Consider the following 21,620-nt stretch of genomic DNA (forward strand, 5'->3'; position numbering starts at 1 on the left):
AGCCACCCCATGGATACATGGCTTGTGACGGGTGGAGCCGGTTTTATCGGCAGCAATTTTGTCCACTTGGTGCGCGGCTTGAAGCTAGCTCGCGTCATCAATCTGGACAAATTGACCTACGCGGGCCATTTGGAATCCTTGGAACCTTTGGCAGGGGATGCCGACCACATTTTTGTGCGAGGAGACATCGGCAACGTGGAACTGGTCTCCTATCTCCTGCACACCTACGAAGTGTCCGCCGTAGTGAACTTCGCGGCGGAATCCCATGTGGATCGTTCCATTGACGGCCCGGGGGATTTTATTCAGACCAACATCGTGGGCACCTTTCGGCTCTTGGAAGCGGCGCGCCATTACTGGAACACCTTGGATGGGGACCGTCGAGCCCGCTTTCGTTTCCTGCACATTTCCACGGATGAGGTTTATGGATCTTTGGGGCCGGACGGGTTTTTTACGGAAACCACACCCTATGCGCCCAATTCCCCCTATTCGGCTTCCAAGGCGGCATCGGATCATCTGGTGCGGGCCTATCACGAAACCTACGGTCTGCCGACCTTGACCACCAACTGCTCCAACAATTACGGCCCCTACCAGTACCCGGAAAAGCTCGTTCCCCTGATGATCCTCAACGCTGTGGAAGGAAAACCCTTGCCGATCTACGGCGATGGACTCAACGTGCGTGACTGGCTCTATGTGGTGGACCATTGTGAAGCGATTCTTCGGGTACTAAAATCGGGGCGCCCAGGGGAGACGTACAATATCGGAGGGCATAACGAAAAGACCAACCTGGAAGTGGTGCGAACCTTGTGCCAGGTGTTGGAGGAATGGGTGCCTTCTCAAAAAAATCCGGCCATGAATTCACGAGGCCTGCGCTACGAAGACCTCATCACTTTTGTGGCCGACCGACCCGGCCATGACCGGCGTTACGCCATCGACGCGTCCAAAATCGCTCGAGAACTGGGATGGCGCCCCAGGGAAACGTTTCTGAGCGGATTGCGCAAGACCGTCCAGTGGTATCTGGAACACAGGGACTGGTGCCGAAGGGTCACCGAAGGGGTCTACGATCGATCGCGGCTGGGCACGGTTGGCTTGCCTCACGGACCGCAACCGCCGAAAGAGGGAGCGAAGGCGTGAGTGCCATGCACCACCATCAGATGAAAGCTTTGGTTTTGAGCGGGGGGGCGGGAACACGCCTGCGCCCCTTGACCTACACGGGCGCCAAACAATTGGTTCCTGTGGCCAACAAGCCCATTCTTTTTTATGTTTTGGAAAACATTGCGGCGGCCGGCATTCGGGATGTGGGGCTGGTGATCAGTCCGGAAACCGGCCAGGAAGTCATGGAATCCGTAGGCAACGGCAGCCGCTGGGGCCTCAATGCCGAATACATTCTTCAAGAACGGCCCCTTGGTTTGGCCCACGCCGTGCTCACCGCCAAGGATTACCTGAAGGCTTCCCCGTTTCTCATGTACTTGGGAGACAACCTTATCGGGTGCCGCGTGCGGGGCGAGGTGGAACAGTTCCTTCAGGACGAGTCCGTGTCCGCAGCCATTTTTCTTAAGGCCGTTCAGAATCCAAGAGCATTCGGCGTTGCCGTGACCAACGGCGACGGTCAAGTGGTGGATCTGGTGGAAAAGCCCGTCAATCCTCCGTCCAATCTGGCGCTGGTGGGCATTTACCTGTTTCGGCCTGAGATTTTTGAAGCCATCGACCATATTCACCCCTCGGCACGCGGAGAGCTGGAAATTACCGACGCCATTTCGTGGCTGATCAAAAACGGCCGACGCGTGGAGAGCCATATCATTCACACTTGGTGGCTGGATACGGGAAAAAAGGATGACCTTCTTTTGGCCAACGACACGGTCATGGACGATTGGCTCAAAACCCACATTGCCGGATCCGTGGACGCCCACAGCCAGGTGACCGGCCGCGTGCACATCGATGACGGCGCGCAGTTGATTCGCTCCGTGGTTCGAGGTCCCGTGATCATCGGGGCCGGAGCGAAACTGGTGGAGGCTACCATTGGGCCGTTCACGGCCATAGGGCCCGGCGTACTCATTGAACGGTCCACGGTGGATCATTCCGTCATCATGGAAGGGTGTCACATTCGCGATATTGCTCGGCTGGAAAATTCCGTACTGGGCCGCCGTGTCAAGGTCTGCCCCACCAGTACCCCACACGGCGCCATTAGCCTCATGGTGGGCGATGACTGCGTCATCGAGGTCAGGGGATGACCAAGGCGTCGGCGGATATTCGTTGACGAGGAAACTGGCCCTTTGCTAGAAAAAATTCAAGGGCGAAAAAGCAAAAGCAGTGCGACGTGGCGTTCGATGAAAGAAGCCCAGCCGTAAAAGGAGGTTGACATGTGGGGGATAGACATAATGTGTGCAGCGCTCAAGCGCAGCCTGGCCAGTATGCTTCCATGGGATATTCCCTGGTATGATCCCAGTCATGCTGTGTTTTTTGCCGCGCTTTATGGGGCCCTAGGGGTCATCGGCCTGGGCGTGCTCGTCGCCGTACTCATGACCGTAAAACAGCTTAAGAAAGGAAACGGCGCGCACCACTGATTCCCTAACCTGCTGTCATGAGAGTCTTCATGCCCTGTTAAAGGGGTGGGTCCTGCGTTACCTCAAAGGCGGTCCTGTAGACCGCCTTTTTCATCCACGAAGTTTCAATAGACTGTTTCTCGTGCAGCGGAACGCTCAAACCGTATGAGAAGAGGAAAAGAGGAGGGTAGATGATGGACCCGAAAGCGTTTCGCGAATATGACATTCGCGGTCTGGTGGACAAAGACATTCAGGACGAGGATGTGCTAAGGCTCGGGCAGGCTTTTGCCACCTATATGGCCTCTTACGGGCGTCGCCGCGTGGTGGTAGGGCGGGACTGCCGTTTAAGTTCCGAGCGATATCGGGACCTTTTGGTGAAAGGCATGCTTTCCGGTGGATTGGACGTGGTGGATGTGGGTATTTGCCCAACGCCCCTTTTCTATTTTGCCATTCGCCACCTGGAGCGAGAAGGCGGCATCATGATCACGGCCAGCCATAACCCTCCGGAATATAACGGCTTCAAGGTCTGCAACGGCTACGATACCATTTCGGGTGCCGAGATTCAAAAATTGAGGGAAGTGATGAATGCCGGCCATTTTGTGCAAGGAACCGGATCGATGAGCCCATATGACATCGTCACGCCCTATTGGGACTTTGTGTGCGACAACATCACGCTGGATCGGTCTTTGCGCGTCGGGGTCGACGGTGGCAATGCGGTGGGCGGCCCGGTGGCGGTGCCATTGCTGGAAAGATTGGGATGCCAAGTGTATCCCCTTTATTGTGACATGGACGGCACCTTTCCCAATCATGAACCGGATCCCACGGTGCAGGAAAACCTTCAGGACCTGGTGGACCTTGTTCGCCGAGAATCGTTGGATGTGGGCATCGCCTACGACGGCGATTGCGACAGGCTGGGCGTGGTGGATCATGAGGGCCGAACGGTGTACGGGGACAAACTCATGATCATTTTTGCTCGGGAGATTCTCAGCCGAAAGCCCGGTGCCGTCTTTATCTCTGAAGTCAAATGCTCCAAGACCCTCTACGACGACATTCAAAAGCGGGGAGGAACCGCCATTATGTGGCGCACGGGCCATTCCCTCATCAAAGCCAAAATGAAGGAAACCGGAGCGGAGTTGGCGGGGGAGATGAGCGGCCACATGTTCTTTAAGGACCGCTACTTCGGCTTTGACGACGGCATCTACGCCTCCTGCCGGCTTTTGGAAATTCTGGCCCGAACCAACAAAAGAATACCGGAACTTCTGGAAGATGTTCCCGAAACGGTGTCGACACCGGAAATCCGCGTGGCCTGCCCGGATGAGATTAAGTTTGCGGTGGTGGAAAAGGCCGTGACCTATTTCAAGGAGGCCGGCTACGACGTCATCGATGTGGACGGGGCGCGCATCGTTTTTCCGGACGGCTGGGGATTGGTACGAGCTTCCAACACCCAACCCGTGCTGGTTCTGCGCTACGAAGCGGAAACGGAAAATCGACTGAAAGAAATTCAAAGGCTCATTGAAGACACCATCGAAAAGATTCGATCGGGTGCCCTTTAACCTTTGAAGCGGCGCGAGTCATAAGGCCTTGTGAAGGCATGGACGATCTCACGCAAAACCTTCCGCATTTCTGTCAAGCACCGCGGGAAAACCTCGAGGAAAGGGCTTGCCGGCGTTGGTTTTGCCGAAGCGTAGCGCGGCCCCATGCGGTCTCGAGGCGTGCGGCGCTTCGGCACCTGGTTTGAATGGACGCATGGGCACGCTTTAGGCTTTGACGATCTTTTCTCGTCCCTCCGTGACGTTCTTGGTGGCGTTGCGCGTGTCGATCACCAAGGGCGCATGGCGCACGATCCAGTCGTAGTCATAGGCGCTATGGTCCGTGAGAATGACCACGGCGTCAGACGATGAGAGGGTTTCTTCCGTAAGCGGCACCGATTCCAGTTCAAAGCGGTGTTTTCGGCCTGGCTTCAATTTGGGAATATGAGGATCATTGTACAGAACGACGGCACCCCTTTCCTGCAGCAACTGCATGATTTCATAGGATGGGGACTCGCGGTCGTCGTCGATGTCTTTCTTGTAGGCTACGCCCAGAACAAGGAGGCGTGAGCCTTTCAGGCATCGGCAGCGGTCGTTGAGGGCCTGGATGATGCGCTCCAGAACATAATAGGGCATGGACACGTTCACTTCACCGGCCAACTGAATAAATCGGGTGGAAAAATCGTATTCCCGGGCTTTCCACGACAGGTAGAAGGGATCGATGGGAATGCAATGTCCGCCCAGACCCGGGCCGGGGTAAAAGGGCGTGAATCCAAAAGGCTTGGTAGCCGCCGCCTCGATAACTTCCCAAATATCGATGCCCATGCGTAGAGCCAACACTTTGAGTTCGTTGACCAGGGCGATGTTGACGCTGCGATAGATGTTTTCTAGAAGCTTAGTCATTTCCGCAACTCGCGTGCTGGAGACGGGCACGACGCGGGTGACGGCGTGGCTATACAGGGTCTTGGCGCATTCGAGGCAGGCCGGCGTGACGCCCCCGACCACTTTGGGAATGTTGCCCGTGTGAAAATGGGGATTGCCGGGGTCTTCCCGTTCCGGAGAAAAGGCCAGAAAGAAATCCAGGCCCACGCGCAGGCCGGTCCGTTCCAGTTTGGGAAGCATGAGTTCTTCCGTGGTGCCGGGATAGGTGGTGCTTTCCAGAACCACCAAGTGTCCGGCTCTGAGGTGCTGAGCGATGGTGTCCGTGGTGCTCTCGATGAAACGGAGGTCGGGTTCCATCTTGTCGGTCAGAGGCGTGGGAACGCAGATGAGGATGCAGTCGGCTTCGCGAAGTCGCTCAAAGCTTATAGTTACGTCAAGCTGCCCTGCCTCGAGAAACCTTTGCACGGGTTCAATGGGAATGTGGCGAATGTAGCTTCTCCCGTGCAGCAAAGCATTGATCTTGGCGCTGTCCACATCAAAGCCAATGAGAGGAAATCCGGCTTCGCCGAAGCGGATTAGCAGGGGCAACCCCACATAACCCAATCCGATGATGCCGACGGTTGCTTTGCGCGCATCAATCTTCTGAAGTAGATTTTCCATGGATGCTCGGCCTCCGTTTTGAGGTTGAATTTTCATGCGAAGAAAAGTCATCTTTGACGAGCATTGTGCCCAAGAGAAGGAAAAAGAGCAATGGACAAAGGGCAAGGGCCTTTGACAACCTGCGTGGTGACAGGGGCTGCGGGTTTTGTGGGCAGCCACCTGTGTGAAAGACTCCTCAGCCTGGGCCATACCGTGGTTGGGGTGGATAACTTCTTTTCCGGCCGTCCCGAAAACCTCAAGACCTTTGCCTCGCATCCGCGTTTCTTTTTTCATGAAAGGTCGGTGACCGAAACCGGTCTCTTGACGGCGCTGAAGGACCAACACGGTCCTGTGTTCGCCGTCTTTCATCTGGCCGCCATTGTCAGTGTGCCGTATTCGCTGGAACGTCCCGAAGAGACGTTTCTTGTGAACACCCAGGCAACCCTGCTGCTTCTGGAAGAAGCCGAGGTGTTGGGCGTGCGCAACTTTGTGTTTGCGGGATCGGCTGCGGAATATGGGGACCGGGACCGTATGCCCTTGACCGAGGCGGACGCCAATGAGGAAACGCGATGGTTAAGCCCCTATGGGGAAGCGAAATACCGGGCGTCCGTGGCCGTGGCGTCCCGCCGAGGAAGCCTTTGCGGCGTGTCGCTGCGTTGCTTCAACATTTACGGCCCTCGCCAGGATCCCTCCAGCCCTTACAGCGGCGTGATTTCACGATTTGTAAACATGGCTGTCGCTCAAAGACCTTTGACCATCTTTGGAGACGGCCTGCAGACGCGGGATTTTGTTTTCGTCTCCGATGTGGTGGACGCCTACTGCCTGGCCGGCTTGAGGGACGACAAAGACGACATTAAAAGGACTTCCGGTGTTTTCAACGTGGGCTCGGGGCGAGCCACTTCCATTGTGAATCTGGCCCGCCTGATTTGCCGCTTGACACATCGGCCGGAATCCATAACGTTTGGTCCAGAACGTCCCGGGGACATTCGACACAGCACGGCGAACATCGAAGCTATCACGAGGGTCTTACAGTGGAAGCCTCGAATCGGTTTGAAGGACGGCCTGACAAGAACGATTCAGTGGATGCGCGGTTCCGGGTGACCTGTAAAGATCGTGAGCCCAGAGGGCAAAAGGCATCAAGGTTTCACGAAAAAGGGAGGAGAAGACCGTGAAAAAGGCGATCGTGGCGGGTGTGGCGTGCCTGGCTCTGGCGGTTGGGGTGGTGACCTGCAAGCGTTCCGAAGATGCCGGCAAACTGGCGATGAGTCGAGCCCTTGAACCGTATCGGGCCATGGATTTCAGCCATCTTTTGGGCATGGAAGGCTTCAGTGAGGCCCTCTTGAAGATGCATTTTACCCTGTACCAAGGCTACGTGACTAACACCAACGCCCTTTTGGACAAGATCCGTGCCCTAGCCAAGGAAGGCAAAGCCGACGGGCCGGAATATGCGGAACTGAAAAGGCGGTTGGGTTTTGAGTTCAACGGCATGAAACTGCACGAATATTACTTCGGCAATCTGGGCGGATCGGGCGTTTTGCCGCAGGACAACGCGCTCTATGCGGCTTTGGAGGAAAACTTTGGCAGTTTTGAAAACTGGAAGGCGGATTTTGTGGCGACGGCAAGGATGCGTGGCATCGGGTGGGTTGTGCTCTACCAGGACCCCGCAACGGGCCGCTTGGTGAACACGTGGATCAACGAGCACGAAACCGGGCATTTCGTGGGGTGCCTGCCCTTGTTGGTCATGGACGTTTTCGAGCATGCCTATGTGACGGATTACGGTCTGGACCGCAAGGCCTATATCGAGGCATTTTTTAAGAATCTCAATTGGAAGGTGGTTCTACAGCGCTTTGGGGTTGCGGTGAAAGAGGGCGATTTCCCCGAACCGAAGCCGGCGGCACCGAGTGCGCCATCCCAGGGTGAAAAGGTGGTCTCGACGCCGGCGAAAAAGGCCCATGAACCTGGTCAAGCCGCAAACGGGCATCCATCCTAAGGGCCGATAAAGATCGGGCGCTATGGGGGCGGGAGAGCATCGAGAACATCCTGTCCCGAGTCTAAAAAGGGGCGCTCTTGAGGCTGTGCGCAGCGACGCGGACTCGCCCATGCCCCCGTGCGACAACGATGCATCGTCGGCTTAGAATCTCTCGTTCGATCCGCGACAACTAAAAAACTGTTGGGTTAGATCACGTTTCAAATAGAACGGTAGCATTTCCGCTCATGTTCACGACCCGCTTGGCCGAAGCGGGCTTCTTTTTTCAAAACCAGAGAAGTTGGCGGAGTTAAAGCGATGGAAAGCATGGTGGAATCCCTCAGAAGGCAGAGGGAACAGCTCGCGCATGGTGCCGACGAGGAAGCGCTGCGACGGCACATGAGTCTTTTGGAGATTGCGGTGATCAGCTTACATAATCGACTGGTGAACCGCATGGCCTCGGAATCCGAGCGCTTTCGTTCCAGTGGGGCCATTCTGGCCATGGGGCACTTCGGTCGAGGGCTTTTAGGCCCTCAGGACCCCGTCAGCCTCTTATGGCTTCGAGCGGAAACCTTTCCGTGGGATGAAAGTGCGCAACGGGAAATCGTGGCCCCGCTTGTGGAAGCGGGGTGGCAAGTGAGCCTGCAATGCGCCACGATTCCAGAACTCCTGGAAGAGCTGGAATCGCGGCGGGATTTCTTTTTCGAACTGCTCGATACGCGTTACCTGTCGGGAAACCGCCAATTGGCGGCAGAATTGGACCATGCGCTGGACGATTTTATCGCCAGTCATCAGCGCGCCCTGTTTGACCTCCTCTACCATGGAATTCGCGGGCGGCAAGCGCGCTTTTCCATACCCGAAAACTGGCTGGAACCCGATATGTTGGAAAGCCCAGGAGCCCTCAAAGACATCGATTCCATTCGCTTTGCCGGACGCATTTTATTGGATGTGCACTGTTTTGACGACGCCATTTTTCAAGGATACTTGACACGCAGGGAAGTGGATCGACTGCAAAGTGCCGAAAAGAAACTGCTCAAATGGCTCAATCTCCTTCGCAGCGTCAAAGGACATCGCCACAGTGTTCTGGATTTCAAGGTGCAGGAGATTTTGGCGGAGAAACTGGGCTACAGTGGAAGGTCCGGTTTTCTCCCCGTGGAATCGTTCATGCAAGAAGTCCATGAGACGCTTCATGAGGTGTTTTGCGTTAGTTCGGAATTTTGTGAACGGCTGCAGGAAATCGGCAAAATCGGTTCGGCGCCGGTGTCGTTGGGCCCAAAGGTCAAAGTGGAAGAGGGGCTCTTTCTCGTTGGAGGACGGCTTCACGTGGATCCCGGGCGCGTTGAGCCCACGGCGGCCAACCTCGTTCGCCTTTATGCTTTGGCGGCACAGCATCGAGTCGGTTTTTCCAGTGCCACGCGACGTTGGCTAGAACACCATCGCAGTGTTGTGGAAACGGCCTTCGAAGACCCCGGGGTTCTGAAGGCTTTTCTCCAGCTCCTGGCCAGCGATGACGGTCACGTGACGGTGATTCGTCGGTTCTATAACGATGGATTCCTCAGAGCCCTTGTCCCCGAGTCGGCCTTGGTCCACGCCTTGGTGCAACACGATGCCTTTCATGTTTATCCCGTGCACGAACACCATTTGAGAACCCTTCGGGAACTGAAGCGGCTCAAGATCGGGGAATATCAAGACGAGGAGCCGGAACTGACGGCTTTGGCTCAGGAGATGGCGGACAACCCCTGGCTTTCCTTGGCAGCCCTATTTCACGACCTCGGCAAGCATGCGGGGCACCACCATGCTAAGCACGGGGCCGACATGTTCCCTCTCATCGCTCGGCGCCTTGGCATGAGCTCGGACGGGGCCGACCTGGTCACCTTCCTCATTCGCCATCACCTGCTGCTCATGGACACCGCTTCCATGAGGGACCTTGGGGACATGGAATTGCTGATTCAATGCGCTCGCACCGTGGAAGATTTAGAAAAACTGCATTTGCTCATGCTTTTGAGTTTTGCGGACATGATGGCCACCGGGCCGCGAGCGGTGCAAAAATGGCGGGAAACGCCTGTGCACGAGCTATACCGAAGGCTGTTGGACCTTTTGGAAAAGGGGGAGCCGGGCGAAAAGGTCTTGGCGGAACGGCTGCAGCGACTCAAAGAAGCGGTCTGCGAAAAGGTGGCCGACGTGGTGGACCCATCACGGCTGGAAGAACATTTTCGCGATCTACCCCCTCGATACGTCCTGACCAGCTCCCCGAAAGCCGTGGCGCGACATTTACGGCTGGAAATGGAACTGGGACCGGAACCGGATGCCTTTGTCTGGGAAGTGGAAAAGGAAAACGGCGGCGTAGAAATCACTGTGCTTAGCCGAGAAATCCCCGGTTTTCTTGCCAAAGTGGCCGGGATTCTCACCCTTCACGACCTCGATATTCGAGATGCTCGAGTCTTTACCAAGAAAAACGGAGTCATGATTCTGGTCTTTGGATGCCGCTTTGTTATACCTAGGCAAGAAGCACCGGATTGGGCGTCGGTGCGCGCCGATCTGCGCCGCCTTCTGCAAGGCCGGTTGGCTTTGGATTATCGCATCGCGGCCCACGCAGCGGCCAAAGGATCTTCGCCGGTTCGCACCTTGATTCCTAGTCCCAGCCGTGTTCTGTTGGACAATGATTCAGCAAAGGAATACACCATCGTGGAAGTTTACACCATGGACCGCCCGGGACTGCTCTATACCATCACACGGACGTTGCTGGATCTGCAGGTGCGCATTCACGTGGCCAAAATCACCACGAAGGTGGATCAAGTGGCAGACATTTTTTACATCAAGAATCATCGAGGAGAAAAAGTGACGGACCGAGAACAGGTGGAAGAGCTTCGGCGAGCGTTGCTGTTTTACCTGGATGGTCCGGCCGTGTTCCAAGCCTGATGCTCGAGGACGCACGCCATGTCTCTTTACATTCGTCGGACCCGGGACGGCCGCCAAACCCGTTATGTTCTCAGGGAATCCTTTTGGAACGGATCGTGCTTTGCGGCGCGCGACATAGTGGATTTGGGAGGGGATCCCGCCAGACACATCGTCTATGTGGGAGGCAACGGGTTTTATTTCAGTGAGGCGGTGGAGGAGGCTTTTGCACGCATGGGACTGAAACGGAATACGGAGGACCTGGAACAGGCCTTTCTCCTCTATCTAGACCCGCATATTCGACGGGTGATCGAAAATTTTACGATGGGTCGCGTAGGGCGATCCCCCTCCTGGAACGCCGAGGAAGCTGCCCATCACCAACGGTTCCTCCATCCTTTTGACAAAAGGCGCCTGCACTTTCTTCGATGCGGTCGCACCGACATGGGAAACCTGGAAGGTAGAACTTGGAAGTTCCTCAATGTGCTCTGCGACAAGAGCCGTGACGAGATCGAGCATGTGATCGAAGGGATGGAAAAGGTCTTGCGTCCCCATGAATGGCGCAACTACCTTTTTACGGCGCTGGATCTCCAAAAATACTTTCCGAACCGGTGCATGAAAAACCATCCGGCCGCACTCGATCCAGAGGCGGTGGATGCCTATTTTCTTAAAGAAATCTGCAGGCTTAACCAGGATGCATTGTTTTTTGTGGGCGTTGAAGACCATAACCCGCAAATTTTACACGCTTTTCTTGTCAAATACGTCATCATGTATTTTGATCACGCCTTCAGCCCTGGTTCGGTGTGGGGCCGGGTGTTTGAGGATTTCGTGCGATATCGATCGTTTTCTTTTCGGCCGGCGGCGAGGCAGGGCTTAACGGAAGAGGAAGCATGCGCCTGCTTGGGGCTTCAGCCCAAAGAATACCGGGCCATGAGCGCGCAAGCTCTGGCCCGGCATTATCGCAAAAAGGCCAAGAAACATCATCCCGATGCGGGTGGGGATCACGAAACCTTCATCCGACTCTCTCAAGCCTATGAGTGTCTCATGCGATGCAAGGCTCAACGTCATTAAAGGTACCGGTGCTGACCGCGCCGGTTATCGTAGTTCACACTGCAACAGGTCTTGGACCACGCTGTAGGGATCTGTTTGCCGTTCCGCAACCTTGCGCACCAAATCGTCCAGGCTTTGTCCTCTTTTGCCCATGCGCCGAAGCAGTTCAGCCAAAGCCTCCTCGCGAAGGGTTTCCAAAAGCTGGGTCTTGGCCCTTTTTTGAGAAACCGCCTCCCATTGGCTTCTATCGTTTTCCAAAAGGTATTGCCTGTGGCGTTCCACAGCGTCCATGAGTTCCGTAATGCCTTTGCCCTTTAGGGCTTCGGTTTCGATAATGGGCGGCTCCCATTGCTCGTCTCCGGTGCGGCGCAGGCCCAGCTCGATGAGGTTTCGCAATTCCCGCACGGTCTTACGGGATCCTTCACGATCCGCTTTATTGACCACGAAGATGTTGCCGATTTCCATGATACCGGCCTTGATGGCCTGCACTTCATCGCCCATGCCGGGAATGGTCACCAACACCGTGGTGTGGGCACAATTGGCAATGTCCACTTCGTCCTGACCCACTCCGACGGTTTCCACCATGATGATATCCTTGCCCATGGCGTCCAGGACGGTGATCATGTCGTGAGTGGATTTGGTGAGGCCGCCGAAGTGGCCGCGGGTGGCCAAACTGCGAATGAAGACGCCGTCGTCCAGAAAATGGCGCTGCATGCGAATGCGATCCCCGAGAATGGCGCCCCCGGTGAAGGGGCTGGTGGGATCGATGGCGAGAATGCCGACCGTGAGGCCCTGTTTGCGGTATTCCATGGCCATCTGATCCACCAGCGTGCTCTTGCCGACCCCGGGGGATCCCGTAAATCCCAATATGTAGGCTCGTCCCGTGTGGGGATAGAGTTCTTTGAGAATGTTCCGCGCGGAAGGAATTTGGTCGTCGATATCCCGTAAAAGGCGTGCGACGGCCCGCACATCTCCCGCCAGGATTCGTTGGGCAACGCTCATCGTTTGTGCCTCGTCTGATTAAGCCACCATGGCTTTCCGCGGTTTTACATGGGTGCGAACCCATTGCACGATATCTTCCAGTTTGGCCCCCGGCTCGAAAATCTCTTTAATTCCGATGGCTTTAAGCTTGGGAATGTCCTCCAGCGGGAAAATGCCGCCGCCGATGACGGTGATATCTTCTGCATTGTTTTCCTTCAAAAGTTCCATGATTCGCGGAAAAGAATACCGATGGGCTCCGGACAGAATACTCAGCCCGATCAGGTCCACGTCCTCTTGAATGGCTGTGCTCACGATTTGCTCCGGCGTTTGATGACACCCGGTGTAGATCACTTCAAATCCAGCGTCGCGAAACGCTCGAGCGATCACTCGTGCCCCTCGATCATGCCCGTCCAATCCAGGTTTGGCAATCAGTATGCGAAGTTTCCTTTCGTCAGCCATAAAAACGGTTCCTCCTGTGCTCTTCTTCGCTCTTGGTGATCTGCAGGCGTCGGCGTCGGACATCGGCGCGGCCCGCCTAGCCCATGGACAAAATCCTTGGCCCAATGAGTCGGCCGAAGGCTAGAAGGTTCCCGGATCGGAATAGGTGCCAAACACCTCTCGGTACAAATCGCAACACTCCTGCTCCGTGGCCCCGGCTCGCACCGCATCGATTAGAGCCGGCATGACGTTGTTTTCCCAGCACGGAGGACCTTCGCAGCGGCGGCGCAACTCGTCCATGGCCTTTTGCAACTTCACCTTGTCGCGTCGCGCCTTAAACTGCCGAGTGCGCTCGATCTGAAAGTTTTCCAGCTCATCGTCAATGCGCAGGATAAATTCCAGGTCCGGTCGAGCGCTAGGGAACTTGTTGACGCCGATGATGATCTTTTCGCCCTTTTCCACCTGCTGTTGAAAGTGATAGGCGGCATCAGCAATTTCCATCTGGGGATAGTCCTTTTCGATGGCCGCCACCATGCCTCCCATTTCGTCGAGTTTGCGGATGTAGACCATAGCTTCTTCTTCCATTTTGTCCGTCAAGGCTTCCACGAAGTAGGAACCAGCCAAAGGGTCGATGACGTTGGCCACACCCGTCTCGTCTGCCAAAATCTGCTGAGTTCTTAAAGCGATGCGCACCGCTTCCTCGCTGGGAATCATATAGACTTCATCCAAGGAATTGGTGTGCAGGGATTGAGTGCCTCCCAGAATGGCCGCCAAAGCTTCGACGGTGGTGCGAATAATGTTATTGTAGGGTTCCTGGGCGGTCAGGGAGCAGCCCGCCGTCTGCGTGTGGAACCGGCACATCATGGACCGCGGCTTTTGCGCCTTGAAGCGATCCTTCATCAGGCGTGCCCAGAGGCGCCGAGCAGCGCGCATTTTGGCGATTTCCTCAAAGAAATCGATGTGCGAATTCCAGAAAAAGGACAGCCGTCCCGCAAAGTCGTCCACCTTGAGGCCTCGCTTGATGCACTCTTCCACATAGGTGATGCCGTCGTAGATGGTGAAAGCCAGTTCCTGCACCGCTGTGGCCCCGGCCTCGCGAATGTGATAGCCGCTGATGCTGATGGTGTTCCAGCGAGGCACCTCGTAGGTGCCGAATTCCACCGTGTCCACCACCAGCCGAAGGCTTGGCTCAGGGGGGAGCATGAGGGTCTTTTGGGCGATGAATTCCTTGAGGCAGTCGTTTTGAATGGTCCCACCCAGTTTCTTGCGGTCGTACCCCTCGTTTTCCGCATTGGCGATGTACATGGCCCAGATGACCGAAGCCGGCGGATTGATGGTCATGGAGGTGGTGACCTCCTCCAGATTGATGCCGGCAAAGAGGCGCTGCATGTCGTCGATGGTGTCAATGGCCACGCCGCATTTGCCGCATTCGCCGCGTGCCAGAGGCGATTCGGTGTCGTAGCCCATGAGGGTGGGGAAGTCAAAGGCCGTGCTCAGTCCGGTTTCCCCATGTTCAATGAGGTAGTGAAACCGCTTGTTGGTATCTTCCGCCGTACCCAAGCCGGCAAACATACGCATGGTCCACAACCGCGCCCGGTACATGGTGGGCTGGACCCCACGCGTAAAAGGAAATTGACCGGGAAAGCCGAGATCCTCAAAATAGTCCTTGTCCTTGATATCAAGCGGCGTATAGAGTGCCTTGACCTCCATATCCGACACGGTGGAAAACCGTTCCAGCCGCTCCGGCATCTTCTGCAAAGCCTTTTCATACTCCCGCAGCCATTCCTTGTATTCCTTCTCCATGCGATCCAACTGCGATTCCGAGAACATTTTGTGGCCCATCGTGATGTCCCTCCTCCAACGAAAAAACCCGCAGTTTATGGCGTAGACACTGCCTCTCTGGCTGAAGGCCTCATTGGCGCCATAAAAAGACCATTGATGCCATCAAAACCCTCATTGCGATTCCGGAAAAAACCCCTCGATGTTCCATGTCCTCCAAAAGGAGCAGCATTTCATGGTGGCGTCAAGATTTGTTTTGAGAAGAAGCATCCTCAGAGAGACGTTCGGCTCTTGGTCCAACGCAATCGCCGGTTCGGTGCCGAGGATGAAGCCATGGGCCTTTGCTGCCATGCGATGCACGGAAAAGGCGAGCGGCAAGGAACGCATGCACCCCTGAAGAATGTCGTGACCATCTGCGAACAGCACGACGCAAGGGCATCGTCTCACCCCTGCGGACCTTAAAAGAGCGGGTTATGCATTGTCAAACAAATTTTTTTTCACTTGACCACGGCAAAAACGCTGATGTAGGAAGAAAGCGCACGGGGACCAATGGCTTTGACGAGCGCGGTATTTTTCCCTTCTCCCGCGACTTATCCTCCAACGCGTGCGCCCCTTGAGCCAAACCCTACCCTGACGTTGGTCCCTTCGGTAGTGTAAGCGTGTCAAGATTTCCATTCTTTATAAACCGTACCCTCGGCGTGCCCAGGTGGTTAAGCCTTCGCGACGGCACGGTGTCATGGTGGTGAGAATGCGGGGATCAGCAAGCCAACGCAAGCCCTTGTTCCCGGTCTTCTTTGGAAGGTACGGTTTCCCTATGGACACATGAAACAGGCGAAGAAGCCCGGCCGGCTTCCTTGGCACGGGTCGAGGCGGCCTTAACACAGGACTAGGATCCGAGACATGAGAGAAGGGTTTTTCTTGTGCTTTTTCTGAAGCCCTGGGTTTTTGGAGACCTAAAAGAAAGGAGGTGAAGAGCCGACGAGGACATGGCCCAAGATGTGATGGTGTATGTGGGTGCTTAGGGTGCTCGAGAGGAGGTTACAATGTTTAAGGGAATGCCAAAGATTTTTTGGGTCGGTATGTTGCTTCTTTATGGGTATTTTTTTCTCTTTTTCATCTTAGAGATTACGGTTCCCAAGTTTCCTTTGGCGAAATTCCTAGGGGTTCCCGCATGTTATACTTACGCCTGGATCATCGGCTTGTGGGTGATCAACCTCATTGTCGCGGCCATCTTTTACCGGGCCGAAGAAGCTCGCGAAGATCGACTCGCGAAGAAATAAGGAGGTCAGAATGGGAGCCAATCCAGTAGTTATTCTAGGAGCCTTGATTTATTTTGCTATCGTTATTGGGATTGGGTACTACACTCGAAAGGCCGCCCTCAATGCGTCCGATTATTACGTCGCCGGCCGTAAAGTGGGTCCTTTAGTCAACGGTGCGGCTTTAGCGTCCACGTATTTGAGTCCGGCGAGCTTTCTCGGGTTGCCGGCTTTTATCTTTCTTTTGGGATATCCATTCTGGTGGGCTTTAGTGGGTATCATCGGCGGCATGCCTATTGCCACCCTTTTGACGGCGGCTCCCCTTCGAAAGTACGCTCCCACTTCCTTCACCGACTACTATGCCGACCGTTATGATACCAAGTGGATGCGCCTTATTGCAGGCATTCCGACCCTTATTGCCGGGCTTGCTTACGTCACCCTGTCCATTGTGGGCACGGCTCTTTTTATGCTGGCCATCTTGAAGTTAAACTTCAACATCTCTGTAGTCATCGGCGCCTTGGTGGTTTTTATCTATGTGTTTTATGGGGGGATGGTGGCCACCACGTGGTCGGCGGCCTTTCAGGGGGTGACCATGGCAGTGGCGGCTGTGATAGGTGCGATCTATACCATCGCCCACTACGGCGGCCTCAACGCCATGACGGACGCCATTTTGAGTGTGACCCCCAACTTCTTCAACGCCCCCTATGTGAGTGAAAAACCCTCCCACGCCCTCATGGGCATGTGGACGGGCATCGTGGGCTTTTACTTCACGTGGCATTTCGGCTTTGCGGCAATGCCCTACACGGTGGTGCGCTTTTTCACCGCCCAGGATATCAAGTCGGCGCGTCGTAGCGTTTTTTGGGCTGTTTTCTTCGGTGGTGCTATGTACGTGGGATTGATCATCATCGGTTCGGCGGCCCGCGTGCTCATCGAAACGCTCCATCCCTTCATGAGTGTGGAGGGGGTCAAAGACGCTCTTGGCGTCCTTAAGCACATGAAAGGCGTCTATGGCGTGGGCGGTGCGGCGGTCACCGATTACTCCATGATTGCCGCCATGGAAGGACTCAAAAGTCCTCTCCTTTTGGCGGTGATCTGTGCCGGCGGTTTGGCCATTGCCATGTCCACCGCAGCCGGTTGGACCATGGTGCTCAACGTCTTGTTGGGCCGCGATCTCATCGGCAAAGTTTTTGGAAGCAAATGGCCGGAAGAAAAACCTGTGCAAGTGACGCGCCTCATGACGCTGATCATTATTGTCGTTTGCACACTCGTGGCTTTCAATCCACCGGCCCTGGTTTTGGACATTTCCGGGGCTGCCTTTATCGTGGTTTTGTGCTCCGTGGGCCCACCCCTCGTGCTGGGTCTCTGGTGGGACAGGGCCAACACCACGGCGGCCGCCATCAACATCATCGTCATGACGGTGCTGTCCACTTTTTCATGGCTGTATGCGAAATACCAATTAGGAAGTCCCCATTGGTTTTTCCTGAGCAAAAAAGGCGGCCTGGTGACGCCCCACCAGTTCTATTGGGTTTTCGTGGGCTTCATCTTTTTTATCCTTGTTTCTCTGGTGACCAAACCCAACAGGCCTGAGGTCATCCAGAAGTATTCTTACGATTTGCGACCGGAACAATAGAGGCGATGCCAGGGACCGAAGGGACCGGCTTTCGGTCCTTGGTCAAAAAACCACGACGTTAAAGATTTTTCGAGGATCTGCATGACAGAAGAAAAGACCAATGCACGGCTGGAGCGCTGGGAGCGGCATCGAAGGCGATGGTATCTTCTGTATTTTTATGTGGGTGTCGGTATCAATTTAGTGCTTTATTTCACCAAGCCCTATGGGTTTGATCCCAGCGGGAGTCTTTTTTGGGGATCTTTTTACGGCATAGGAATTCCTCTATGCACCATGTTCCTTGGCGTGTCCATTCATCGAAAGCTCTTAGGTGCCTAAGAAATCCATGAAAATATCATCGTGTTGGATCTTATTCCTTGGCGTGTTTATTGGGCTGCTGTTCGGCGCCGTCGTTCAGGCTCAAGGGGATGTGACCTTTGTTCATGAAGTGGAGGCGGAGGATCTATTGACGGGGAAGAAGTCCCTTACGTTGACCAGGAGTTATCGGGCCGACGGTATATATATGGATCAAAAGAGGCACTACACGGGGTCATGGTTGCAGCTTCTTTTCGGCGGTGTGCGTGAGGATCGCCGGACCGTGATCATTTCTTTGGCATCTGGGGACATTAGGGAGGTCGATTGGGGGCGTGACAAGTGTCGCATTTTTCCTCTGGAACGGTTGAAGGACTCCGCATGGATACACAGCCTGGAAAAGGCTCGGGAGGACCACGTGCCTTTGAGGGCGGACCGCTACGAGGTGCGGGCTCCTGAGTTGACCGTTAAGGTGGAGCCGGACTTGGAGACCGTTGGGGGGTACCGGTGCCGTCGCGTGTCGGCTCGGCTGCGTCAGGACACTTATGATAGACTGCGCGAAGCGCACTCTGTCACCGAGGTGGAGCAGGATCTTTGGGTTTCGAGCGAAGTTCCGGGTCTGGCGGAAAGGGTAAGTGTTCAGGCGCAGTTGGCGGCGAGGCTGGGCATAGAAGCGGAGCGTCTTGGGCCTTTGTCCTTTGTTCTGTCCTATTGGCAGGGACCCATGGAATCCATCGCTGCAGATGTGGCCAAGGTGCAAGGGTATCCGGTGAAAAGCATGGTGCGCGTGACGGCGCACTACGTTCCCAAGGAAGGGGAGTTTAAGAAGGCGAGTCGGGTTGTCAATGAAGAGACCAGTGTCCTCAAAAAGGTCGTTCCGGCGTTTGAGGAAACTTTGTTTGTGGTCCCTTCTCATTTCACAACCGTTCGCGTTCCCTAAGTGATGGCACAGTTAACAAAAGGATGTAAGGAAAGGGAGTGATCCATGGCACGAGAAGACTATTTCAAGTGGGCGGAAAGTATTTTTGATCCTTCCAAGACATTTGAAAAGCCAGAAGCGCTCGCGGATATCAAAATCGTGGAGTTATGCACGCTGATTTTGGGCCCGTCTTTGCCCAGTTACCTCTCCGAACTGGGAGCGACCGTCTTTAAGGTGGAACTTCCGGGCATGGGGGACACCATGCGGTCGCTGACGCCCTTTGCCAAGTTTTTTAACGGTGCCGCCTTGGGCTGGTTAAAGGAAGCGCGCAACAAGTACCACCTGGCCATCGACGTGCGCGTGCCGGAAGGTGCGGAGCTTTTCCGAGAACTGGTGAAGCGCTCAGATGTGGTGGTCGAAAACCTTCGTGCAGGCACCATGGATCGATGGGGTATCGGCTATCGACAGTTGCGGGAGATCAACCCCAGGATCATCTACATCGCCTTGAACGGGTTCGGCCAGTGGGGCCCGTATCTGGAGCGACCGTCCTACGATGCCATTGCCCAGTCGGAGTCCGGGGAAGCCTGGATTAGCGGTTTCCCGGATAAGCTTCCCATGAAAGCCGGCATTTGGTTGGCGGACTATTATGGAGGCCTGGTGGGAGCCATCGGCGTGCTGGCCGCTCTGGCCCATCGAGACCGCACGGGACGGGGCCAATACATCGAATATTCCCAAGCGGAAAACCTCATGCGGGCCATGGACTGGACGTGGCTCTACCAGCATTTCACCGGCAAGTGCCGTGAGCGGTACGGAAACCGGGATGTGAGTATTTGTCCGGCGGATATTGTACCGAGCAAGGATGGGGAGATGGTGGCCATCGGCGCCGCCACGGATCAACAGTTCCAAGGGCTGTGCCAAGCCATGGGCAAGCCGGAACTGGCCCAGGATTCCCGGTTTGCCACCCACCTGGAGCGGCTCAAGGAGGAAAACGCTGTGGAGCTTCTTGCGCTCATTCGAGGCTGGGCGGCGACCAAGACCTACGAAGAAATTGACCGATTGGCCTGCCAATACGGCTTCGGCGCACACAAAGTGGCCAACGGCAAGGATCACTTTGAAGACGAACACCTGCGCCGACGCCATTTTACCTACTACGTGGATGATCCAATCTACGGAGAATTGTACGAGGAAGGCATTGCCCCGAAGCTTTCGGAAACCCCGGGTCGCATCAAATGGGCCGGTAAACCTGTGGGCTTTGACAACGAATACGTTCTCAAACGCTTTCTCGGGCTCAAGACAAAAAAGATCAAGCACCTCAAGGAAAATAACATTATCGGCAAGTGGGTGGACGTGCCTCCCGGCCGTAAACCTCCTCAGAACTGGGACGGCAAATCGGGGGTTCTTTTAGTTTAGGCATTGACGGCGCTGTGGTGAGCGAAGAACAACTCTGTGAAGGCAGGGAGGAGATCGATGCATACGGAGAAGGAAAAGAGTTGGGGTGATTGGATTCGTGAACTGGATGATCCGGCAAAGAACCGTGAAAAGCCCGAGGCGCTGGATCACATCACGGTGTTGGATGTGAGTTATGCCAACATGGCCGGATGTTTTTGCACGTCTACCTTGGCTGAGTTCGGAGCCAACGTCATTCGCATTGAACCGCCCGGCGGAGATCCGGCTCGTACCTTCAGCCCGTGGGGTTATCTCCACATGGGAACCGGCTTGGGATATTTGAATGAAGGGCGCAACAAGTTTCACGTGACCTTAAACCTGGAAACGGAAGAAGGTCAGGAAATCTTTCGAAAACTGGCCAAGCGGGCCGATGTGGTGGTGGAAACCTTTCTGCCCGGCACTATGGATGCCTGGGGTATTGGGTATCGGCAGCTCAAAGAACTGAACCCTGGCCTTATCTATTGCGCTTTGTACACCTACGGTCAGTTCGGCCCAAAGGCCGCCTGCGGCAAGGCCGATGTGGACGTGGTGGACCAGGCCTATTCTGGGGTGGTGTCCGTCAGCGGCGAGCCGCCTGATGATCCTCAAAATCCAAAGCCTTCGGAAGTGCCGACCAAGCAAGGGAACTGGATGGGATGGTATGCCGGAGGGGCGTGGGCGTCTGTGGCCATCCTCGCGGCGCTACACTACCGAGTCCAGTCCAACAAAGGCCAGTTCATCGATGTGTCGCCGGCGGAAGCCTATGGTCGGTGCATCAACTACGGTATTAATTATTACTATGGGTTTAAGGATACCATTCCGCGAGTGGGCAATTACGACGTGGGCGTGTTTCCCTATACGTATTTTAAGTGCAAAGACGGTTTTGCCTTTTTGTCCGGTTTTGCCGATCCCAATTGGAAGGCGCTTTGCACCATCATTAACCGGCCTGATCTGCATGAGAAATATCCCACCATCTTTGAGCGCCTCAATGTGGACAACATGAAGGTCATGTATAAGGAAATCGAAAAATGGACCATGGAACACACCTATGACGAGATTTTCGATGCCGTCATGGACTACAACAAAAACATTGGGCAAGGCGTGGTGGTCCCCGGCCGCATTGCTTCGCCCATGGACACCATGAAGGCGGAAAACTGGTGGGTGCGCATGGCCCTGGAAACCATCGACGACCCGCACTACGGCGAGGTGACCATCGCCAATCATGCGCACAAGATGACGGAGACGCCGCCGAGAGTCAAATGGGTCTGCCGGCCCGTAGGCGCCGACAACTACTACGTCTATGCCAGAATGCTTGGCTACGGTCCGAAGCGGATCGAAGAGCTCAAGGAAAAAAGTGTCATCTGATTATGAACCCGCTTGATGAAGCAAAGAAAAAGGCCACGATG

Annotated in this window: 17 protein-coding genes and 1 pseudogene; 14 read left to right on the top strand and 4 right to left on the bottom strand. The window is 55.3% G+C overall.

Features of this window, described 5'->3' with window-relative positions:
- Positions 1-9: 9 nt before the first annotated feature.
- From rfbB to EDC27_RS15355, 4 genes are all read left to right on the top strand, one after another.
- Complete coding sequence (gene rfbB / locus EDC27_RS15340) at positions 10-1,131, top strand: dTDP-glucose 4,6-dehydratase (RefSeq protein ID WP_123291520.1); 1,122 nt, start codon at positions 10-12, stop codon at positions 1,129-1,131.
- A 5-nt stretch (positions 1,132-1,136) separates the two neighbouring features.
- Positions 1,137-2,228 (top strand): glucose-1-phosphate thymidylyltransferase, encoded by a 1,092-nt coding sequence (locus EDC27_RS15345; protein ID WP_245994649.1) that lies wholly within the window; start codon positions 1,137-1,139, stop codon positions 2,226-2,228.
- A 129-nt stretch (positions 2,229-2,357) separates the two neighbouring features.
- Positions 2,358-2,561 carry a hypothetical protein gene (locus EDC27_RS15350; RefSeq protein WP_211334936.1) on the top strand — a complete coding sequence of 68 codons (204 nt, stop codon included), beginning with the start codon at positions 2,358-2,360 and terminating at the stop codon, positions 2,559-2,561.
- A gap of 170 nt (positions 2,562-2,731) precedes the next feature.
- Positions 2,732-4,093, top strand: coding sequence for a phosphomannomutase/phosphoglucomutase (locus tag EDC27_RS15355; RefSeq protein WP_245994641.1), 1,362 nt, complete (start codon positions 2,732-2,734; stop codon positions 4,091-4,093).
- Between the two features lie 204 nt (positions 4,094-4,297).
- Here EDC27_RS15355 and EDC27_RS15360 read toward each other — a convergent pair whose 3' ends face one another.
- The gene (locus tag EDC27_RS15360; protein WP_245994643.1) at positions 4,298-5,647 is read right to left on the bottom strand and encodes a nucleotide sugar dehydrogenase; all 1,350 of its coding nucleotides are present in this window, start codon (positions 5,645-5,647) and stop codon (positions 4,298-4,300) included.
- 54 nt (positions 5,648-5,701) lie between these two features.
- Between EDC27_RS15360 and EDC27_RS15365 the strand changes: the two genes are divergently transcribed.
- From EDC27_RS15365 to EDC27_RS16365, 4 genes and pseudogenes are all read left to right on the top strand, one after another.
- Entirely contained in the window at positions 5,702-6,691 is a 990-nt protein-coding gene (locus tag EDC27_RS15365) for an NAD-dependent epimerase/dehydratase family protein (RefSeq protein WP_123291521.1), read from the top strand.
- Positions 6,692-6,851: 160 nt separating this feature from the next.
- A pseudogene (locus tag EDC27_RS15370) lies at positions 6,852-7,439 on the top strand (superoxide dismutase); the annotation flags it as partial.
- 435 nt (positions 7,440-7,874) lie between these two features.
- The gene (locus tag EDC27_RS15375; protein ID WP_123291522.1) at positions 7,875-10,475 is read left to right on the top strand and encodes a [protein-PII] uridylyltransferase family protein; all 2,601 of its coding nucleotides are present in this window, start codon (positions 7,875-7,877) and stop codon (positions 10,473-10,475) included.
- 18 nt (positions 10,476-10,493) lie between these two features.
- Positions 10,494-11,519: a J domain-containing protein gene (locus EDC27_RS16365; protein ID WP_211334937.1), complete on the top strand. Its 1,026-nt coding sequence runs from the start codon at positions 10,494-10,496 to the stop codon at positions 11,517-11,519.
- Between the two features lie 24 nt (positions 11,520-11,543).
- Here EDC27_RS16365 and meaB read toward each other — a convergent pair whose 3' ends face one another.
- The 3 genes from meaB to EDC27_RS15395 all read right to left on the bottom strand — a co-directional run bounded on the left by meaB (position 11,544) and on the right by EDC27_RS15395 (position 14,747).
- Positions 11,544-12,500, bottom strand: a complete 957-nt coding sequence (gene meaB / locus EDC27_RS15385; protein ID WP_123291523.1) for a methylmalonyl Co-A mutase-associated GTPase MeaB — start codon at positions 12,498-12,500, stop codon at positions 11,544-11,546.
- Positions 12,501-12,518: 18 nt separating this feature from the next.
- Positions 12,519-12,938 (bottom strand): cobalamin B12-binding domain-containing protein, encoded by a 420-nt coding sequence (locus EDC27_RS15390; RefSeq protein ID WP_123291524.1) that lies wholly within the window; start codon positions 12,936-12,938, stop codon positions 12,519-12,521.
- A 120-nt stretch (positions 12,939-13,058) separates the two neighbouring features.
- Positions 13,059-14,747 (bottom strand): acyl-CoA mutase large subunit family protein, encoded by a 1,689-nt coding sequence (locus EDC27_RS15395; protein ID WP_123291590.1) that lies wholly within the window; start codon positions 14,745-14,747, stop codon positions 13,059-13,061.
- 992 nt (positions 14,748-15,739) lie between these two features.
- Between EDC27_RS15395 and EDC27_RS15405 the strand changes: the two genes are divergently transcribed.
- From EDC27_RS15405 to EDC27_RS15430, 6 genes are all read left to right on the top strand, one after another.
- Positions 15,740-15,976, top strand: coding sequence for a hypothetical protein (locus EDC27_RS15405; RefSeq protein WP_123291526.1), 237 nt, complete (start codon positions 15,740-15,742; stop codon positions 15,974-15,976).
- Positions 15,977-15,986: 10 nt separating this feature from the next.
- The gene (locus EDC27_RS15410; RefSeq protein ID WP_123291527.1) at positions 15,987-17,582 is read left to right on the top strand and encodes a sodium:solute symporter family protein; all 1,596 of its coding nucleotides are present in this window, start codon (positions 15,987-15,989) and stop codon (positions 17,580-17,582) included.
- An 81-nt stretch (positions 17,583-17,663) separates the two neighbouring features.
- Positions 17,664-17,897, top strand: coding sequence for a hypothetical protein (locus tag EDC27_RS15415; protein WP_123291528.1), 234 nt, complete (start codon positions 17,664-17,666; stop codon positions 17,895-17,897).
- 7 nt (positions 17,898-17,904) lie between these two features.
- Positions 17,905-18,810: a hypothetical protein gene (locus EDC27_RS15420; protein WP_123291529.1), complete on the top strand. Its 906-nt coding sequence runs from the start codon at positions 17,905-17,907 to the stop codon at positions 18,808-18,810.
- A gap of 45 nt (positions 18,811-18,855) precedes the next feature.
- Positions 18,856-20,199, top strand: a complete 1,344-nt coding sequence (locus EDC27_RS15425; protein ID WP_123291530.1) for a CaiB/BaiF CoA transferase family protein — start codon at positions 18,856-18,858, stop codon at positions 20,197-20,199.
- A 57-nt stretch (positions 20,200-20,256) separates the two neighbouring features.
- Positions 20,257-21,579, top strand: coding sequence for a CaiB/BaiF CoA transferase family protein (locus EDC27_RS15430; protein WP_123291531.1), 1,323 nt, complete (start codon positions 20,257-20,259; stop codon positions 21,577-21,579).
- Positions 21,580-21,620 lie beyond the last annotated feature (41 nt).

The organism is Desulfosoma caldarium (assembly GCF_003751385.1).
GTDB lineage: Bacteria > Desulfobacterota > Syntrophobacteria > Syntrophobacterales > DSM-9756 > Desulfosoma > Desulfosoma caldarium.

What these genes read in the sequence shown, in the direction of transcription:
- rfbB (WP_123291520.1), top strand. Translation starts at nt 10, where the DNA reads ATGGATACATGGCTTGTGACGGGTGGAGCCGGTTTTATCGGCAGCAAT.
- EDC27_RS15345 (WP_245994649.1), top strand. Translation starts at nt 1,137, where the DNA reads ATGCACCACCATCAGATGAAAGCTTTGGTTTTGAGCGGGGGGGCGGGA.
- EDC27_RS15350 (WP_211334936.1), top strand. Translation starts at nt 2,358, where the DNA reads ATGTGGGGGATAGACATAATGTGTGCAGCGCTCAAGCGCAGCCTGGCC.
- EDC27_RS15355 (WP_245994641.1), top strand. Translation starts at nt 2,732, where the DNA reads ATGATGGACCCGAAAGCGTTTCGCGAATATGACATTCGCGGTCTGGTG.
- EDC27_RS15360 (WP_245994643.1), bottom strand. Translation starts at nt 5,647, where the DNA reads ATGAAAATTCAACCTCAAAACGGAGGCCGAGCATCCATGGAAAATCTA.
- EDC27_RS15365 (WP_123291521.1), top strand. Translation starts at nt 5,702, where the DNA reads ATGGACAAAGGGCAAGGGCCTTTGACAACCTGCGTGGTGACAGGGGCT.
- EDC27_RS15375 (WP_123291522.1), top strand. Translation starts at nt 7,875, where the DNA reads ATGGAAAGCATGGTGGAATCCCTCAGAAGGCAGAGGGAACAGCTCGCG.
- EDC27_RS16365 (WP_211334937.1), top strand. Translation starts at nt 10,494, where the DNA reads ATGTCTCTTTACATTCGTCGGACCCGGGACGGCCGCCAAACCCGTTAT.
- meaB (WP_123291523.1), bottom strand. Translation starts at nt 12,500, where the DNA reads ATGAGCGTTGCCCAACGAATCCTGGCGGGAGATGTGCGGGCCGTCGCA.
- EDC27_RS15390 (WP_123291524.1), bottom strand. Translation starts at nt 12,938, where the DNA reads ATGGCTGACGAAAGGAAACTTCGCATACTGATTGCCAAACCTGGATTG.
- EDC27_RS15395 (WP_123291590.1), bottom strand. Translation starts at nt 14,747, where the DNA reads ATGTTCTCGGAATCGCAGTTGGATCGCATGGAGAAGGAATACAAGGAA.
- EDC27_RS15405 (WP_123291526.1), top strand. Translation starts at nt 15,740, where the DNA reads ATGTTTAAGGGAATGCCAAAGATTTTTTGGGTCGGTATGTTGCTTCTT.
- EDC27_RS15410 (WP_123291527.1), top strand. Translation starts at nt 15,987, where the DNA reads ATGGGAGCCAATCCAGTAGTTATTCTAGGAGCCTTGATTTATTTTGCT.
- EDC27_RS15415 (WP_123291528.1), top strand. Translation starts at nt 17,664, where the DNA reads ATGACAGAAGAAAAGACCAATGCACGGCTGGAGCGCTGGGAGCGGCAT.
- EDC27_RS15420 (WP_123291529.1), top strand. Translation starts at nt 17,905, where the DNA reads ATGAAAATATCATCGTGTTGGATCTTATTCCTTGGCGTGTTTATTGGG.
- EDC27_RS15425 (WP_123291530.1), top strand. Translation starts at nt 18,856, where the DNA reads ATGGCACGAGAAGACTATTTCAAGTGGGCGGAAAGTATTTTTGATCCT.
- EDC27_RS15430 (WP_123291531.1), top strand. Translation starts at nt 20,257, where the DNA reads ATGCATACGGAGAAGGAAAAGAGTTGGGGTGATTGGATTCGTGAACTG.